This is a genomic window from Streptomyces sp. NPDC039609 (assembly GCF_055596705.1).
Genome location: NZ_JBVIUJ010000007.1, coordinates 435,010 through 452,232 on the forward strand (window position 1 = coordinate 435,010; position 17,223 = coordinate 452,232).

General features: G+C 71.8%; 12 protein-coding genes. All 12 read left to right on the top strand.

The features are described 5' to 3' along the window. Positions 1–75: 75 nt before the first annotated feature. The 12 genes from ACZ561_RS23215 to tmk all read left to right on the top strand — a co-directional run bounded on the left by ACZ561_RS23215 (position 76) and on the right by tmk (position 17,089). Positions 76–429 (top strand): STAS domain-containing protein, encoded by a 354-nt coding sequence (locus tag ACZ561_RS23215; protein ID WP_137988538.1) that lies wholly within the window; start codon positions 76–78, stop codon positions 427–429. Positions 430–521: 92 nt separating this feature from the next. Beyond that, positions 522–980 carry an ATP-binding protein gene (locus ACZ561_RS23220; protein ID WP_362363026.1) on the top strand — a complete coding sequence of 153 codons (459 nt, stop codon included), beginning with the start codon at positions 522–524 and terminating at the stop codon, positions 978–980. A gap of 530 nt (positions 981–1,510) precedes the next feature. Continuing rightward, complete coding sequence (locus tag ACZ561_RS23225) at positions 1,511–3,919, top strand: sodium-translocating pyrophosphatase (RefSeq protein WP_470998146.1); 2,409 nt, start codon at positions 1,511–1,513, stop codon at positions 3,917–3,919. Between the two features lie 188 nt (positions 3,920–4,107). Next, positions 4,108–4,761 carry a small secreted protein gene (locus tag ACZ561_RS23230; protein ID WP_470998148.1) on the top strand — a complete coding sequence of 218 codons (654 nt, stop codon included), beginning with the start codon at positions 4,108–4,110 and terminating at the stop codon, positions 4,759–4,761. 246 nt (positions 4,762–5,007) lie between these two features. Then, positions 5,008–6,561, top strand: coding sequence for a DUF7059 domain-containing protein (locus ACZ561_RS23235; protein WP_470998151.1), 1,554 nt, complete (start codon positions 5,008–5,010; stop codon positions 6,559–6,561). Beyond that, the gene (locus tag ACZ561_RS23240; RefSeq protein ID WP_470998154.1) at positions 6,558–7,562 is read left to right on the top strand and encodes an ArsR/SmtB family transcription factor; all 1,005 of its coding nucleotides are present in this window, start codon (positions 6,558–6,560) and stop codon (positions 7,560–7,562) included. Before ACZ561_RS23235 ends, ACZ561_RS23240 begins: the two co-directional genes overlap by 4 nt. Positions 7,563–7,622: 60 nt before the next feature. Further along, positions 7,623–8,666 (top strand): ABC transporter ATP-binding protein, encoded by a 1,044-nt coding sequence (locus tag ACZ561_RS23245; RefSeq protein WP_470998157.1) that lies wholly within the window; start codon positions 7,623–7,625, stop codon positions 8,664–8,666. After that, entirely contained in the window at positions 8,663–9,436 is a 774-nt protein-coding gene (locus tag ACZ561_RS23250; protein ID WP_470998160.1) for an ABC transporter permease, read from the top strand. The genes ACZ561_RS23245 and ACZ561_RS23250 overlap by 4 nt, the downstream gene beginning before the upstream one ends. A 14-nt stretch (positions 9,437–9,450) precedes the next feature. Then, complete coding sequence (locus ACZ561_RS23255) at positions 9,451–10,269, top strand: ABC transporter permease (protein ID WP_470998162.1); 819 nt, start codon at positions 9,451–9,453, stop codon at positions 10,267–10,269. A gap of 161 nt (positions 10,270–10,430) precedes the next feature. Next, complete coding sequence (locus ACZ561_RS23260) at positions 10,431–10,628, top strand: hypothetical protein (RefSeq protein ID WP_376431215.1); 198 nt, start codon at positions 10,431–10,433, stop codon at positions 10,626–10,628. Between the two features lie 238 nt (positions 10,629–10,866). Next, the gene (topA, locus tag ACZ561_RS23265) at positions 10,867–13,689 is read left to right on the top strand and encodes a type I DNA topoisomerase (RefSeq protein ID WP_470998165.1); all 2,823 of its coding nucleotides are present in this window, start codon (positions 10,867–10,869) and stop codon (positions 13,687–13,689) included. A gap of 109 nt (positions 13,690–13,798) precedes the next feature. After that, the gene (tmk, locus tag ACZ561_RS23270; protein WP_470998168.1) at positions 13,799–17,089 is read left to right on the top strand and encodes a dTMP kinase; all 3,291 of its coding nucleotides are present in this window, start codon (positions 13,799–13,801) and stop codon (positions 17,087–17,089) included. Positions 17,090–17,223 lie beyond the last annotated feature (134 nt).

Here is a 17,223-nt window from a genome sequence, read left to right on the forward strand (position 1 = left end):
GGCTGGCGATCCGTCCCCCGACTCCGCCGGGGAGACCGAGGGGCGACCGCTCGATAGCAAGGTGCTGGAGGATCCGTGGACCTGTCCCTGTCGACTCGCAATGTGTCCGGCCCGAGTGGCGACCGTACGGTCGTCGAGGTCGGTGGCGAGATTGATGTGTATACCGCGCCCAAGCTGCGCGAGCAGTTGGTCGAGTTGGTGAATGACGGCAGCTACCACCTGGTTGTCGACATGGAGGGCGTGGACTTCCTCGACTCGACCGGCCTCGGCGTGCTGGTGGGCGGCCTGAAGCGCGTCCGCGCGCACGAGGGCTCGCTGCGCCTGGTCTGCAACCAGGAGCGCATTCTGAAGATCTTCCGGATCACCGGTCTGACCAAGGTGTTCCCCATTCACACCACGGTCGACGAGGCCGTCAACGCCACCGACTGACGGCCGGCCGGCTTCGGAAGAAGGAGTGGAGAGCCGGGCCGTACACGCCCGGTCCTCCGACCTGCCCGCCCATACGTTCCTAGGGGGACCGCATGGCCACCGTTGAACTCCGCTTCAGCGCCCAACCCGAGCACGTCCGCACGGCCCGCCTCGTGGCGGCCGCGGTGGCGCGCCGGGCCGGGGTCGACGAGGCGGTTCTCGACGAGGTCAGACTCGCCGTCGGCGAGGCGTGTTCCCGCGCAGTGGGGCTCCACCGCAGCAACGACGTCGTCACCCCTGTCCGGGTCGTGCTGACCGAGGAGGAGAAGACGTTCTCCATCGAGGTCGGCGACGAGGTCCCGGGCGCGGGTGTGGCGGCGGCCGATGCCGCCGGTGTGCCCGGTGCGCGGGACGAGGCTCCCGCCGAGGAGTTCGACGACGCGGACGGTGAGGACGAGATGGGGCTCGCGGTGATCCGCGGACTCGTCGACGACGTCGAGGTCCGAGCCGGCGAGGAGGGCGGGGTCATCAGGATGAGCTGGCCGACCACGCCGGCGGTCGCGCTCCCCTGAGAGCCCTCCGAGGGCTCCTCTGAGGGCGCCTCTGAGGGATTCTCCGAGAGGTTTCCTGTGGGCTCCTCCCGGGGTCCCTGAGCGATCCCCTGGGGAGCGTCCGATGAGCACCCCCTCCGAGCGCTCCCCCAGGGACCGTCCACCCAGGGACCGTCCACCCAGGGACCGTCCACCCAGGGACCGTCCACCCAGGGACCGTCTACCCAGGGACCGTCCACCCAGGACCGCCCACCCAAGGCCCGGTCACCCAGGACCGTTCCCCGGGGCTCTTCCCCCGAATGGCCTACGTCGAACGAATGGCGCACCTCGATCCTTCGGGATCATGGCGAGATCATGAAAGAGGCCCTGCTGAGCAGGGCCTCTTTTCATTTCCCTAGATCATGGATCATGTGCAAATGCTTTTGCCCCATTACTTCTTTCGATGGGAAGATCGAGTCAATGGGGAATTCCGTTTGCGGCGCCCTGTTTTGATCAGGTTCTGCTCCCTACAATCCGTCCACATCTTGAGCTCGCAACGTCAAGGAGGACGAATGGCGGGGCTCTTCAACACAGAACTGACCGGACACCCCACTTCTCTCGCCGCGGCGGTACTCACCGACGAGAACCGAACCATCGTGATCGTCATCGCGGTCGTCGCGCTGGCCGCGCTCTTCGTAGCCCAGGTGCTGGTGCGCCAGGTGCTCGCGGCCGGTGAGGGCACCGATGCGATGAAGAAGATCGCCGCCGCCGTACAGGAGGGTGCGAACGCATATCTCGCGCGGCAGTTGCGGACACTCGCGATCTTCGCCGCCGTCGTGTTCTTCCTGCTGTTGCTGCTTCCCGCCGACAACTGGTCGCAGCGCGCCGGGCGTTCCCTCTTCTTCCTGGTGGGTGCGCTTTTCTCGGCGGCCACCGGATACATCGGCATGAGGCTCGCCGTACGGGCGAATGTGCGAGTGGCCGCGGCCGCCCGCGAGGCGACCCCGGGGCCGGGTGAACCGGAAAAGGATCTGACGTCCGTCTCGCACAAGGCGATGAAGATCGCTTTCCGCACGGGCGGAGTGGTCGGCATGACCACCGTGGGCCTCGGCCTGCTCGGTGCCTCCTGCGTCGTCCTCGTCTACGCGGCCGACGCGCCCAAGGTCCTGGAGGGCTTCGGCCTGGGTGCCGCGCTCATTGCGATGTTCATGCGAGTCGGCGGCGGCATCTTCACCAAGGCCGCGGACGTCGGCGCCGACCTCGTCGGCAAGGTCGAGCAGGGCATCCCCGAGGACGACCCGCGCAACGCAGCCACCATCGCCGACAACGTGGGCGACAACGTCGGTGACTGCGCGGGCATGGCCGCCGACCTCTTCGAGTCGTACGCCGTCACGCTCGTCGCCGCACTCATCCTCGGCAAGGCGGCCTTCGGCGACCTCGGCCTCGCCTTTCCGCTGATCGTCCCGGCGATCGGCGTGGTCACCGCGATGATCGGCATCTTCGCGGTCGCCCCGCGGCGCGCCGACCGCAGCGGAATGACCGCCATCAACCGCGGCTTCTTCATCTCCGCGGTGATCTCGCTCGCCCTGGTCACCATCGCCGTCTTCGTCTACCTGCCCTCCTCCTACGCCGACCTCAAGGGCGTCACGGAGCCCGGCATCCAGAGCCATGCCGGAGACCCGCGGATCCTCGCCCTGGTCGCCGTCGCCATCGGCATCGTCCTGGCCGCGCTGATCCAGCAGCTCACCGGCTACTTCACCGAGACGACCCGGCGACCGGTCAAGGACATCGGCAAGTCCTCGCTCACCGGCGCCGCCACCGTCGTTCTCGCCGGCATCTCCATCGGTCTGGAGTCCGCCGTCTACACCGCCATGCTGATCGGCCTCGCCGTCTACGGGGCGTTCCTGCTGGGCGGCGCCTCCATCGTGCTGGCCCTGTTCGCGGTCGCCCTGGCCGGCACCGGCCTGCTCACCACCGTCGGCGTGATCGTCGCCATGGACACCTTCGGCCCGGTCTCCGACAACGCCCAGGGCATCGCCGAGATGTCCGGCGACGTCCAGGGCGCGGGCGCGCAGGTCCTCACCGACCTCGACGCCGTCGGCAACACCACCAAGGCCATCACCAAGGGCATCGCCATCGCGACCGCCGTCCTGGCGGCGGCGGCGCTGTTCGGCTCGTACCGCGACGCGATCGCCACGGCGGTCGGCGACGTCGGGGCCAAGGTCACCGAGACGAATCTCTCGATGGACATCTCCCAGCCCAACAACCTCTTCGGGCTGATCCTCGGCGCAGCGGTCGTCTTCCTCTTCTCGGGGCTCGCGATCAACGCGGTGTCGCGCTCGGCCGGCGCGGTGGTCTATGAGGTACGGCGGCAGTTCCGCGAGCACCCCGGGATCATGAACTACACCGAGAAGCCCGAGTACGGGCGCGTGGTCGACATCTGCACCAAGGACGCGCTGCGCGAACTCGCCACGCCCGGACTGCTCGCCGTGTTGGCGCCGATCGCGGTCGGCTTCTCACTCGGTGTGGGCGCGCTCGGCGCGTACCTCGCCGGAGCGATCGGCACGGGTGCGTTGATGGCGGTCTTCCTCGCCAACTCCGGCGGGGCGTGGGACAACGCCAAGAAGCTCGTCGAGGACGGTCACCACGGTGGCAAGGGCAGCGAAGCCCATGCCGCGACCGTCATCGGCGATACCGTCGGCGACCCGTTCAAGGACACCGCGGGACCGGCCATCAACCCGCTGTTGAAGGTGATGAACCTCGTCGCGCTGCTGATCGCGCCCGCGGTGGTGCAGTTCAGCTACGGCGACGACTCGAGTGCCGGACTGCGGGCGCTGATCGCGATCCTCGCGATCGTCGTCATCGTCGGTGCCGTCTACGTCTCCAAGCGGCGTTCGGTGGCCGTCGGCGACGAAGCGGGTGACGAAGGCAACGCCGCGCATCGCAAGGCCGCTTCGCCGGACGCTCCGGTGATTTCGTAACACCTGGTCAGAGTGCGGGCGGGCGGCATGTGTTGTCATGCCGTCCGCCCGTTGCATGTGGGTGAGTGAGGCGTGTCTCCCTTGGTGCGAACGGCTGCAATATGGGATGAATCGGTCGCACGAAAGGTGGATGTCGCCCGCATGGCGTGTATGTTCCGGGGCCGAGAGCCTTGGAAGGGACCGATCCGGTGAACAAGAAACTTGCGGCCGCGCTGTCCGGCGGCGCGGTACTGGTGCTCGCGCTGTCCGGTTGCAGCGACGACGGCGACAAGGTCGACGACTGGGCCAAGACGGTCTGCGACCAGGCGAAGCCCCAGATCCAGAAGCGGGCCGACGCACAGCAGCTCATCATCTCGACGGCGGCGGACGGAAAGCCGGCCGACATCCAGGCCGCCGACTCGAAGGCCTTCCAGGACATCGCCGACGCGGACCGCGCGCTCGCCAAGTCCATCGAGGCCGCCGGTGCGCCGCCCGTGGACAACGGGGAGAAGCTCCAGCAGGACGCGGTCAAGGAGCTCAACGCCACGGCGGTGGCGTACGAGGGGCTGAAGAAGCAGGTCGACGGGCTCGACCCGAACAACCAGCAGAAGTTCGCGGACGGTCTGCAGGGTGTCGCCGACGGTCTGAAGAAGATCGAGAAGATGGACCAGGACGCGCTGGCCAAGCTGCAGTCCGGCGAGCTGGGCACGGCGATGGCGAAGCAGCCGGGCTGCCAGAGGGCGACGCCCTCGCCGGCGTCGGGCGGCTCGGCGTCTCCCGACGCGGGCTCCAAGCCTTCGGAGAAGGCGTCCACGAAGCCTTCGGAGAAGCCGTCGGGATCCGCGAGCAAGAAGGCGGAGTAGGGCGGACGGACCGTACGGGCCCCGGGTGAGCACCGCTCGCCCCGGGGCCCTCGCGCCGCCGACCGCGCAGGCACGACGCGGCCGGGTCCGTGGCCCAGCCCTGTGGCCGCCGGGTTCGTGGCCCAGCCCTGTGGCCGCCGGGACCGCGGCCCGGGTCCGAGGCGGCCGTGCCGAAGCCGCCGGGTCCGTGGTCGCCCCGGGCGGGGCGGCAGAGGCAATGTCGGTGGCGGCCGTCACAATGGTGGGGTGAGTACGACCAGCCTGACCTCCCGCCTCCCCGTGCCCGCGCACGCCGCCCGGCTGCGCGAAGCGCTGCTCGCCGCCGACTTCACCGCCGACGGCCTGCTCGAACTGCTCGGCGCCCCCGCCTACGCCGCGCTCGCGCGCAGCGAGACCGTGCCCGCTCTGCGGGCCACCCGGGGGGACTCCCCGCTGGAGACCCTCGTGCGGCTCTTCCTGCTTCAGGGGTCCGTCCCCGCCGAGCGGGCGGCCGCCGCGCTGCCTCTGGAGGAGTGCCTGGCGGACGGCTGGGTGGAGCGCGTGGACGACGAGGTCCGCGCCGCCGTCGACGTACGGCCGTACGGCGGGCCCGAGGGCCAGGACTGGTTCATCGTCTCCGACCTGGGCTGCGCCGTCGGCGGGGCCGGCGGCATCGGAAAGAAAGGCCGTCAGGCAGGGGCAGCCGTCGTCCTCGGCGTCGGCGGGGCCTCCACCACCCTCGCCGGCATCACCGTCCGTACGCCGGTGTCCTCCGCGCTCGATCTCGGCACCGGCTCCGGACTCCAGGCCCTGCACGCCGCCCAGCACGCCACCCTGGTCACCGCCACCGACCTGAACCCCCGCGCGCTGGACTTCACCCGCCTCACCCTCGCGCTCTCCGGCGCCCGCGAGGCCGAACTGCTCCAGGGCTCCCTCTTCGAGCCGGTCGACGGCGACACGTACGACCTGATCGTCTCCAATCCGCCGTTCGTCATCTCCCCCGGCGCCCGGCTCACCTACCGCGACGGCGGGATGGGCGGCGACGACCTGTGCCGCACGCTCGTGCAGGAGGCCGGGGAGCGGCTCAACGACGGTGGCTACGCCCAGTTTCTCGCCAACTGGCAGCACGTCGAGGGCGAGGAGTGGCAGGACCGGCTGCGCTCCTGGGTCCCCCGCGGCTGCGACGCCTGGATCGTGCAGCGCGAGGTTCAGGACATCACCCAGTACGCCGAGCTGTGGCTGCGCGACAGCGGCGACCACCGCGAGGAGCCGACGGAGTACGCGACACGGTACGGGGCCTGGCTGGACGAGTTCGAGGCCCGCAAGACCAAGGCCGTCGGCTTCGGCTGGATCACCCTGCGCAAGAACGCCGCCGTGGCCTCCGGCGCGGTCGAGCCGTCGATCGTCGTCGAGGAGTGGCCGCACCCGGTGGAGCAGCCGCTCGGCGACACCGTACGGGCCCACTTCGAGCGCCAGGACTATCTGCGCGCCCACGACGACGCGGCCCTGCTCGCCGACCACTTCGCCCTCGCACCCGAGGTGATGCAGGAGCAGGTCGGGCTGCCGGGCGCCGAGGACCCCGAGCACGTCGTGCTGCGGCAGAACCGCGGGATGCGGCGCGCCACCAAGGTGGACCACGTCGGTGCGGGCTTCGCGGGCGTGTGCGACGGCTCGCTCAGCGCCGGCCGGATCCTCGACGCGATCGGACAGCTGATGGGCGAGGACCCCGTGCTGCTGCGCGACCGCACCCCGCAGGCGATCCGGCTGCTGGTGGAGGAGGGGTTCCTCCTCCCGGTCGGGGAGGAGGGGCGGCAGGGTTGATACGGATCGAGCTGGACGAGGCCTCGCTCGGGGCGACCCGCATCGCGATCAGCCCGCTGCGGGACGCCTTCTGCGCCCTCCACCTCGCGCTGCCGTGGCGGCGGCCCTCCTGGCCGTACCAGGAGTGGGTCGTCGGCGCGCGGGAGGTGTGGCGCGAGGACGAGCGGCTCGGGCCGCTGCGCGAGCTGCTTGCCGAGGGGCGGTACGAGGTCTCCGACTTCCTGCTGCCGCGCCCCGTCGGCACGGTGAATGTCCACGAGGAGCTCGATCAGCTGCGCTCCACCGACCCGGAGTTCGTCCGGGCCCAGGCGGCCGTCGCCTTCCCCGGGATGGCCGACGAGCCCTTCCTGCTGCCCTATCTGAAGGACCCGCAGGCCGCCTGCGCGGCGCTCGCCGACGCGTACGCGGCCTGGTGGGAGGGGGCCATCGAGCCGTACTGGCCGACCATGCGCCGACTCGTCGAGGACGAAGTCCTCGTCCGGGCGCGGACCTTCGCCACCGAGGGCGTCGACACGCTGTTCAGCGGGCTCGAAGCGCGCGGGCGCTGGGAGCGTCCGGTGCTCGAACTGACCAAGCACTACGAGGCGGAGTACGCGACGGGGGAGCGGCGTCTGGTGCTGGTCCCGCTCGTCTTCGCGGAGGGCTGCCGGCTCTACTCCACCGACGACCCCGAGGTGGTCGCCGTCTCCTACCAGGCGCGGGGGGCCGCAGCGCTGCGCGAGCCCGTCGAGCCCGTGGCCGAGGACCGGCTCGGGCTGATGCTCGGACGCGGCCGGGCGGCCGTCCTGCGGGAGCTGGCCGGCCCCCTGACCACGGCCGGTGTCGCGGACCGGCTCGGGCTCGCGCCCAGCACGGTCTCCGAGCATCTGTCGGTGCTCGCGGAAGCGGGCGTCGTGACCCGGCACCGGGTCGGCCGCTCCGTCTACTATCAGCTGACGGACACCGGCCGTTCGCTGCTCGCGCTCCTCGCCGGGGAGGGCGTGCTGCACGCGGTCGCCTGACGATTCGGGGGCTCCCGAATCGATGGCCCGGGGCGGTACGGCGCTCCTAACGTCCCGCGCATGCTCGCAATCGAGGCGGACGCGCTGCGCCGCACCTACACCAGCAGGACCGGTTGGCTGAGGCCCCGCCGGACCGAGACCGAGGCCGTGCGCGGGGTCACCTTCGAGGTGGCGCCGGGCGAACTGTTCGGGCTCCTCGGCCCCAACGGCGCCGGGAAGACCACCACCATCAAGATGCTCAACACCCTGCTCCTGCCGACCTCCGGCACGGCCCGGGTGTTCGGCCACGACGTGGCCCGCGACCCCGTCGCCGTACGCCGCCGCATCGGCTACGTCTTCGGCGGCGACCGCGGCCTCTACGACCGGCTGTCCGCCCTCGACAACCTCCGGTACTTCGCCGAGCTGTACGGCGTCCCGGCCCGCGCCCAGAAGCGGCGGATCGCCGAACTCCTCGACCTGGTGGGCCTCACGGGCCGCGAGAAGGAGCGGGTCGAGGGGTACTCGCGCGGGATGCGGCAACGCCTCCACATCGCCCGAGGCCTCCTCCACCACCCCGACGTCCTCTTCCTCGACGAGCCGTCCATCGGCGTCGACCCGGTCGCCGCCCGCGATCTGCGCCGTACCGTCGCCGATCTCACCGCAGCCGGTACGACCGTGCTGCTCACCACCCACTACATGGCCGAGGCGGACGAGCTCTGCGACCGCGTCGCCGTCATCGCCGGCGGCCGGATCAAGGCGCTCGGGACGCCCGAGAGCCTCAAGTCCCGCGTCCAGGAACGGGACGTGCTGGAGATCGAGGCGTACGGCGTCGGCGAGGAGCACCTGGCGCGGATCCGTGAACTGCCGGGTGTGCGGGGAGCGTCGGCGGAGGACCGGGGGGCCGCGCAGACCGTGACCGTGCAGACCGACCGCGGAGCCGTACCGCACGCCCGGATCCTGGCAGCCGTCGAAGGCGTACGCATCGGGCGGGTCGCCAGCCGCGAACCATCCCTGGAGGACGCCTACATCGCGATCGTCGCCGAGGATGACCGGCAGGGGGCAGACGATTCCGCTGCGCCGGAGCAGGACCGGGCGTCCCGGGGTTCTCGGGGGGTGTCGGCGTGACGCGCGTCCTGCGGCTGATCGGCGTCGGCGTGCGGACGCATGTCTCGTACATGTCCCGCTCGCCGATCGAGATCACCTTCGCCGTCCTCGTGCCGCTCGTGTACGCGACCCTCGCCGTCTATCTGTTCCGTGCGGCCGGCGATCCGGAGCGGCTGCTCACCGCCTCCGTCGGCGCCGGTCTCATGGGCATCTGGGGCTCGGTGCTGTTCGGTTCGGGCGGCGCCGTGCAGAACCAGCGCTGGCTGGGGACGCTGGAGACGCTCGTCGTGGCACCCGCCCCGCTCGCCCTCGTCCTGCTGCCGATCACCCTCGCGACCGCCGTCATCGGTACGTACGCGATGGGCGCGACCGTCCTGTGGGGTGTGCTGCTCTTCGGCGTGCCCCTGGACTTCGCGCACCCGCTCCTCTTCCTGCTCGCCGTCCCCGTGTGCGTGCTCGCGCTCGGCATGATGGGGCTGCTGCTCGCCGCCACCTTCGTGCTGCTGCGCAACGCCAACGCGCTGGCCAACCCGCTCGACACGCCTGTCTGGCTGCTGTCCGGGCTGCTCGTGCCGATCGGTGTGCTGCCCGCCTGGACCCACCCGATCTCCTGGGCGTTGCCGACGACCTGGGGCGCGCGTGCCGTGCACGCCGCGACCTCCGGCGGGGACGTCCTCACCCCGCTGCTCGGAGCCGTCGCCCTCGGCGCCGGATACGCGCTGGCCGCCGTCCTCGTCCTCGGTCGGGTGGAGCGCCGGGCGCGCGCCGCGGCCACGCTTGCCCTCGCCTGAAAGGACCTTGCCGGATGTTCTGCTTCCGCCTCCGCCTCATCGGCTTCCGCTTCCGCACCTCCGCCCGGCTCCTCGTGGTCGGCGGATCGCTCTCCTACCGTGCCCTGTTCAACTGGACGACCCCACCCATGTTCATCGGAACTCTGCTGGTCGGGCCGCTGCTCCAGGTGTTCTTCTTCGTGTTCCTTGGCAGAGAACTCGGTGTCGCCGACGACCGCTTCCACGTGGTCGGCAACGCCGTCCTCGCAGCTTCCGCCTCCTGCGTGTACGGCGGCACCATGGCGATCGCGAACGAGCGCCGGTTCGGCACCCTCGGGGCCGTACTGCTCTCGCCGCGCCACCGCGTCCCCCTGTGGGCCGGACGTGCCCTCCCGTATGTCCTGAACGGGCTGCTCGTCAGCGCCTTCGTCCTCACCGTCGCCGCGCTCGTGCTCGGACTGCCGGTGCCCGTCGCCGCGCTGCCCGGCCTCGCCCTGGTGCTGCTCGTCGCGGCCGCTGCCTGCTCGGCGTTCGGGCTCGCGCTGGGCGCGCTCGGGCTGCGCTTCCGGGACGTGTTTCTCGTGTCGAACGTGGCCAGTTCGGTACTGCTCCTGCTGACGGGCGCCGCCGTCCCCCGCCCCACGCTGCCGGAGTGGATGCGGACGGCAGGCGACCTGCTGCCGCTCACGCACGCGGCGGACGCGGCGCGCCGGCTCACCGCCGGTGACGGCCTCGACGGCACGCTGCTCGGCGCCGAGCTCGCGGTCGGCGCCGGATACGCGCTCCTGGCCGTGGCACTCCTCGCCGTCTTCGAGCGGGACAGCAGGCGACGGGCCACGCTCGATGTGATGTGACGAACCAGAAGGAAGGAGGGAGGGGCGCACTACCGGCCATATTCGTGAACCCGTACGGGAGCGTCCGCGTCGTTCACCCGGAATTCGCGCCGACGACGCCGGGAGGTGCCAGCCTCGGCCTCCGGGGCCACGGGGGCCCGCGAAGGGAACGGGGTACGGGCATGGAGAGCGGGCCGGCGATCTTCGCGGGAATGGCGTTCGCGCTGTTCGGAGCCGCGCTGCTGCTGTGGACGGGGGTGCGCGTGGCGCACGGCCGACAGGTCGCGCAGGGGGTCGCCACGCCGATGGCCGCCACGCTGACGACGATCTTCGGAATCGTCTTCCTTCTCCTCGGGGTGTGGTGCTTCGGGCGGCTGTGACGAGGTCGCCCCGAGCGGGCCCGCCCCACCGGACCGGGAGTCCGGGCGGCAGGAATGCCAGGACTCGGGTTACCGTTCGAGTGGCCGTTGCGGGCTTTCGCCGTTTGACACGGGGGCGGGTTGTACCGTCACACTCCGCAGCGATGGCAGCGTCACCCAGCGTGTCGCCGCCGTGCGTGCCATGCGGAGTACCAGCGCCGTACGTGCCACCGAGCGTCGACCGGAGAGAAGAGCGAAGTTGTCCCCGACCAGCGAGACCGCACAGGGCGGCCGCCGACTCGTCATCGTCGAGTCGCCTGCCAAGGCGAAGACGATCAAGGGCTACCTCGGCCCCGGTTACGTCGTCGAGGCGAGCGTCGGGCACATCCGCGACCTCCCCAGCGGCGCTGCCGAGGTGCCCGAGAAGTACACCGGCGAGGTGCGCCGCCTCGGCGTCGACGTCGAGCACGACTTCCAGCCGATCTACGTCGTCAACGCCGACAAGAAGGCCCAGGTCAGGAAGCTCAAGGAGCAGCTGGCCGGGGTCGACGAACTCTTCCTCGCCACCGATGAGGACCGCGAGGGCGAAGCCATCGCGTGGCACCTCCTCGAGGTCCTGAAGCCCAAGGTCCCGGTCCACCGGATGGTCTTCCACGAGATCACCAAGGACGCGATCCAGGAGGCCGTCCGCAACCCGCGCGAGCTGAACAAGCGCATGGTGGACGCCCAGGAGACCCGCCGCATCCTCGACCGGCTGTACGGCTACGAGGTCTCGCCGGTCCTGTGGAAGAAGGTCATGCGCGGCCTCTCCGCGGGCCGAGTCCAGTCCGTGGCCACCCGGCTCGTCGTCGAGCGTGAGCGCGAGCGCATCGCCTTCCGCTCCGCCGAGTACTGGGACCTCACCGGCACCTTCGCGACCGGCCGCGCCGGCGACCCGTCGGACCCGTCGTCGCTGGTCGCGCGCCTGAACACGGTCGACGGCAAGCGCGTCGCCCAGGGCCGTGACTTCGGCTCCGACGGGCAGCTGAAGACCGCGAACATCCTCCACCTCGACGAGGAGAAGGCACGGGCGCTGGCCGCCTCGCTCGCCGACACCTCGTTCAGCGTCCGGTCGGTCGAGTCGAAGCCGTACCGCCGCTCTCCGTACGCCCCGTTCCGTACGACCACCCTCCAGCAGGAGGCGAGCCGGAAGCTGGGCTTCGGCGCGAAGGCGACCATGCAGGTCGCCCAGAAGCTGTACGAGAACGGCTTCATCACCTATATGCGTACGGACTCCACGACCCTGTCCGACACCGCCATCGCGGCGGCAAGGGCCCAGGTCACGCAGTTGTACGGCGCCGACTACCTGCCGGAGAAGCCGCGCGTCTACGCGGGCAAGGTCAAGAACGCGCAGGAGGCGCACGAGGCGATTCGCCCTTCGGGTGATCGTTTCCGCACCCCGGCGGAGACCGGTCTGACCGGCGACCAGTTCCGCCTCTACGAACTGATCTGGAAGCGGACCGTCGCCTCCCAGATGAAGGACGCGACCGGAAACTCGGTCACCGTGAAGATCGGCGGCCGCTCCGCGGACGGCCGGGACGCCGAGTTCAGCGCCTCCGGCAAGACGATCACCTTCCACGGCTTCATGAAGGCGTACGTGGAAGGGGCGGACGACCCCAACGCCGAGCTGGACGACCGTGAGCGCCGGCTGCCGCAGGTCGCCGAGGGCGATGCGCTGTCCGCCGAGGAGATCACCGCCGACGGCCACGCGACCAAGCCCCCGGCCCGCTACACCGAGGCCTCGCTGGTCAAGGAGCTGGAAGAGCGCGAGATCGGCCGCCCGTCGACGTACGCGTCGATCATCGGCACGATCCTGGACCGCGGCTACGTCTTCAAGAAGGGGACGGCGCTCGTGCCGTCGTTCCTGAGCTTCGCCGTGGTCAACCTGCTCGAGAAGCACTTCGGCCGGCTCGTCGACTACTCCTTCACCGCCAAGATGGAGGACGACCTCGACCGCATCGCGCGGGGCGAGGCCCAGGCCGTGCCGTGGCTGAAGCGCTTCTACTTCGGCGAGGGCGAGGGTTCCGGTGCGTCCGCCGCGGCGGACGCCGGGAACGGTGACGGCGACCACCTCGGCGGCCTGAAGGAGCTGGTGACCGACCTCGGCGCGATCGACGCCCGGGAGATCTCCTCCTTCCCGGTCGGCGACGGCATCATGCTGCGCGTCGGGCGGTACGGCCCGTACGTCGAGCGCGGTGAGAAGGACGCCGAGGGTCACCAGCGCGCGGACGTCCCCGAGGAACTCGCGCCCGACGAGCTGACGGTCGCCTACGCCGAGGAGCTGCTGGCCAAGCCGAGCGGTGACTTCGAGCTGGGCGTCGACCCGGTCAGCGGCAACCAGATCGTCGCCAAGGCCGGCCGGTACGGCCCGTACGTCACCGAGATCCTGCCCGAGGACACCCCGAAGACCGGCAAGAACGCGGTGAAGCCGCGGACCGCCTCGCTCTTCAAGTCCATGGCGCTGGACACGGTCACGCTGGAGGACGCGCTCAAGCTGATGTCCCTGCCGCGTGTGGTGGGTGCCGACGCGGAGGGCGTCGAGATCACGGCGCAGAACGGCCGCTACGGCCCGTACCTGAAGAAGGGCACGGACTCGCGGTCGCTGACGGAGGAGGAGCAGCTCTTCACGATCACGCTGGAGGAGGCGCTCGCGATCTACGCGCAGCCCAAGCAGCGTGGCCGGGCGGCCGCCAAGCCGCCGCTGAAGGAGCTGGGCGTCGACCCCGTCAGCGAGAAGCCCGTGGTCGTCAAGGACGGTCGCTTCGGCCCGTACGTGACCGACGGCGAGACAAACGCGACCCTGCGGACCGGCGACAGCGTCGAGGACATCACGCCGGAGCGCGGCTTCGAGCTGCTCGCCGAGAAGCGTGCCAAGGGTCCGGCGAAGAAGACGGCCAAGAAGGCGCCCGCGAAGAAGACCGCCGCCAAGAAGGCCGCGCCGGCGAAGAAGACGGCGGCCAAGAAGACCGCCGCGAAGAAGACGACGACGGCCAAGACCGCGGCGGCGAAGAAGACCGCCGCCGCGAAGAAGACGGCCGAATAGCCGCGAGCGGCACACCTTGTAAGGGGCGGGGGCCCATTGCCCCCGCCCCTTACGTCGTTTGTTCGGGCGCGGGCCACGGGGAGTAAAGGGGTCCGGATAGGGTGGACGGATGACGCGAGCAGAGCAGCCAGACTCCGACGTCGCGCTTGTCGCAGACTCCCGCGAGCGTGCCGTACGGGCGCTTTTGCGCCATCAACCGTTGCGACGGCTCTGGAGCGCCCAGTTCGTCGGCGGGACCGGGGACGCCCTCGCCCTGCTCGTCCTGGTGCTCCTCGGGCTCCAGGCCGCCGTCTTCGAGGGAGCCCTCGGCGGCGGATACCGCGGGGCCGCGTTCGCCGTCGCGGCCGTGGTCGGCGCCCGACTGCTGGCCTCGGTGCTGTTCGGCGCCGTCCTCCTCGGCCCCCTCACCGCGCTGACCGCGCCCGGCGGCGCGCTCGACCGGCGCTGGACCATGATGGGAGCCGACGGTCTGCGGGTCGCGCTGCTCGTGGTCGCGCCCCTGTGGATCGACTGGACCCCGGACAAGGCGCTCGGGTTCCTGCTCGGCACCGTCTTCGTCGTCGGCGCCGCCGAGCGGCTGTGGACCGTGGCCAAGGACGGCGCGGCTCCCGCGCTGCTGCCCGCGCCGCCGCTGGAGGGCGCCGCCGTGCGGCCCCTGCCGGACCACCTGGACGCACTGCGCCGACTGTCGCTGCGTACCGGATTCCTGGCCGTACCGGCCGCGGCCGCCGTGCTCCTCGTCGCGACCCTCGTCGGCAACCTGCTCGGCACCGGCATCGAGTGGTTCTCGCTGCACCAGGCCGCCCTCGGCGCGTACGTCGCCGCCGGACTGTTCGCCGCCTCGCTCTCCGTGCTGTACGCCGTCGAGCTGCCCGGCGGGCAGACGCCCCGCCCCCGCTCGCCCCTGGAGGGTCTGCGCAGGCCCTCCGCGGAGAAGGGACGCACGGGAGCCGTCCGGCTGCTCGTCCTCGCCTGCGCCACCGTCGCCGCAGCCGTCACCGCCGCGGCGGCGGTCTCCGTCCTGCACGCGTACGACCTCGGCGGCGGCCCCGTCACCTTCGCGCTGCTGATCCTCGCGCTGAGCGGGGCCACCGGCGTCGGCATCAGGACGGCCGGATCCGTCCTGCCCGTTCTCTCCCGCCGCCGGCTGCTCGCCCTCGCGATCAGTCTCACCGGCATCGCGCTGCTCGCGATGGGCCTCGTCCCGGACACCGCCACGGTCCTGCTTCTCGCCGTGCTCGCCGGGTACGCGGCCGGTGTCGCCGCCAACACCGGCCACACCCTCATCGACCAGGAGACCGAGGAGGCCCGGCGACCCCGGGTCACCGAACACCTCCAGGCCGTCGCCCGGGTCGCCATGGCCGTCGGCGCGCTCGGCGCTCCGCTGCTCGCCGCCGCCATCGGGGAGCACCGCCTCGCCTCCGGAAGCTTCGTCTTCGCACACGGCGGTGCCGCGTTCACCCTGATGCTGGTCGGTGCGCTGCTGCTGCCCGTCGCCGCGCTCGTCCTCGCCAAGACCGACGACCGGGCCGGCGTACCGCTGCGCCGCGATCTGCGCGACGCGCTGCGCGGCGCCGACCCCGTCCAGGCGCCCGCCCCGACCGGCTTCTTCATCGCCCTGGAGGGCGGCGACGGGGCCGGCAAGTCCACCCAGGCCGAGGCGCTCGCGGAGTGGATCCGCGCCAAGGGCCACGAGGTCGTCGTCACCCGCGAGCCGGGCGCGACGCCGATCGGCAAGCGGCTGCGCTCGATCCTTCTCGACGTGTCCAGCGCCGGGCTCTCGAACCGCGCCGAGGCGCTGCTGTACGCCGCCGACCGCGCCGAGCACGTCGACTCGCTGGTCAAGCCCGCCCTCGAGCGGGGCGCGGTGGTGATCTCCGACCGGTACATCGACTCGTCCGTCGCCTATCAGGGCGCCGGGCGGGATCTGTCGCCGACCGAGATCGCCCGCATCAACCGCTGGGCGACCGGCGGTCTCGTTCCGCACCTGACCGTGCTGCTCGACGTCTCCCCGGAGACCGCGCGGGAACGGTTCACCGAGGCACCCGACCGGCTGGAGTCCGAGCCGCCGGAGTTCCACGCGCGCGTGCGGGCCGGCTTCCTGGCGCTGGCCGCCGGTGACCCCGGCCGCTACCTCGTCGTCGACGCCGGCCAGGAGCCGGAGGCCGTCACCACCGTGGTACGCCACCGGCTCGACCGGATGCTGCCGCTGTCCGAGGCCGAGGTGAAGGCCCAGGAGGAGGCACGGCGGAAGGCCGAGGAGGACGCCAGGCGCCGGGCCGAGGAGGAGGCCGCCCGCAAGGCGGAGGAGGAGCGGCTGGAGCGCGAGCGCCAGGAGCAGCTCGCCAAGCTCCGTGCCGAGGAGGAGGAGCGCAAGCGCCAGGAGGAGGAAGAGGCCCGGCGCCGCGAGGCCGAACGGCAGGCGGAGGAGGCCCGTCAGCGGGCCGAGGAGGCCCGGCTGGCCGCCGAGGAGGAGCGCAAGCGGCGCGAGGCCGAGGAGAAGGCCCGCCGCGAGGAGGAGGAACGCCGCCGCAAGCAGGCCGAGGAAGAGGCCCGGCTGCGCGCGGAGGCGGAGGAACGCCGCCGCGAGAAGCAGCGCAAGGCCGAGGAGGCCCTGCTGCGGGCGGAAGAGGCGCGACGCCTGGCCGAGGCCGCGGCGGCGAAGGCCGCCGAGGAGGCCGCTCGGAAGGCGGCTGCCGAGGCCGCGGAGAAGGCCGCCGCCGAGGCCGCCCGCGCGGAAGAGGCGAGGAAGGCCGCCGAGGTCGCCCGCGCCGAGGAGGCGAGGAAGGCCGCCGATGCGCAGCGGGCCGCGGAGGCGCAGCGGGCAGCCGAGGCCGCCGAGGCCAGGAAGGCCGCCGAGGCCGCTGCCGCCAAGGCCGCGCAGGCCGCCCGCGAGGCGGAGGCGTCGGCCAACGAGGTGACGGTGGAGACCCCCGTCGTGCACCCCGACGAGGTGACCGTGGAAACGCCTGTCGTGCAGCCCGACGAGGTGACGCAGACGGTGCCCCAGGTCTCGCCGAACGAGATCACCGTCCCGACGCCGGTCGTCGACCCCGACGCCGTACGGCCCGAGGCGGAGACCTCGGTCCTGCCGCAGGTGCGGGCCGCGGACGAGACGGCGGTGCTGCCGCCGGTGCGGGCCACCGACGAGACGGCGGTGCTGCCTCCCGTACGGGGGACGGACCCGGTCGATCGGGTGCCGTCGGGCATCTTCCGCGACGAGCAGCCCGCCGGATCCAACGAGCAGACGCGCGAGCTGCCGCAGCTCGACGACCAGGGCCGCCCGCGCCGCCGCTCCGACTGGGCGGAGGAGACCCCGCTCGACGACCTCCCGACCCTGGCGGACGAGCTGCTCGGCCCCCACGACGACGAGGACGACGGCCGCCGCCGGCGCCGCTGACGCGAGGCGGTACGGACGGGGGCGCGGCAGGGCCGCGCCCCCGTCCGGCGTATCCGGGACGACCCAGGGCCGTCCCGGGCGTCGTCCCGGGCCGTCCGGAGGTGTCAGAGGGGTGCCCCACAATGGAGTGCGTA

Coding starts and splice junctions, on each gene's coding strand:
- ACZ561_RS23220 (WP_362363026.1), top strand. CDS start 522: ATGGCCACCGTTGAACTCCGCTTCAGCGCCCAACCCGAGCACGTCCGC.
- ACZ561_RS23225 (WP_470998146.1), top strand. CDS start 1,511: ATGGCGGGGCTCTTCAACACAGAACTGACCGGACACCCCACTTCTCTC.
- ACZ561_RS23245 (WP_470998157.1), top strand. CDS start 7,623: ATGCTCGCAATCGAGGCGGACGCGCTGCGCCGCACCTACACCAGCAGG.
- ACZ561_RS23255 (WP_470998162.1), top strand. CDS start 9,451: ATGTTCTGCTTCCGCCTCCGCCTCATCGGCTTCCGCTTCCGCACCTCC.
- ACZ561_RS23260 (WP_376431215.1), top strand. CDS start 10,431: ATGGAGAGCGGGCCGGCGATCTTCGCGGGAATGGCGTTCGCGCTGTTC.
- tmk (WP_470998168.1), top strand. CDS start 13,799: ATGACGCGAGCAGAGCAGCCAGACTCCGACGTCGCGCTTGTCGCAGAC.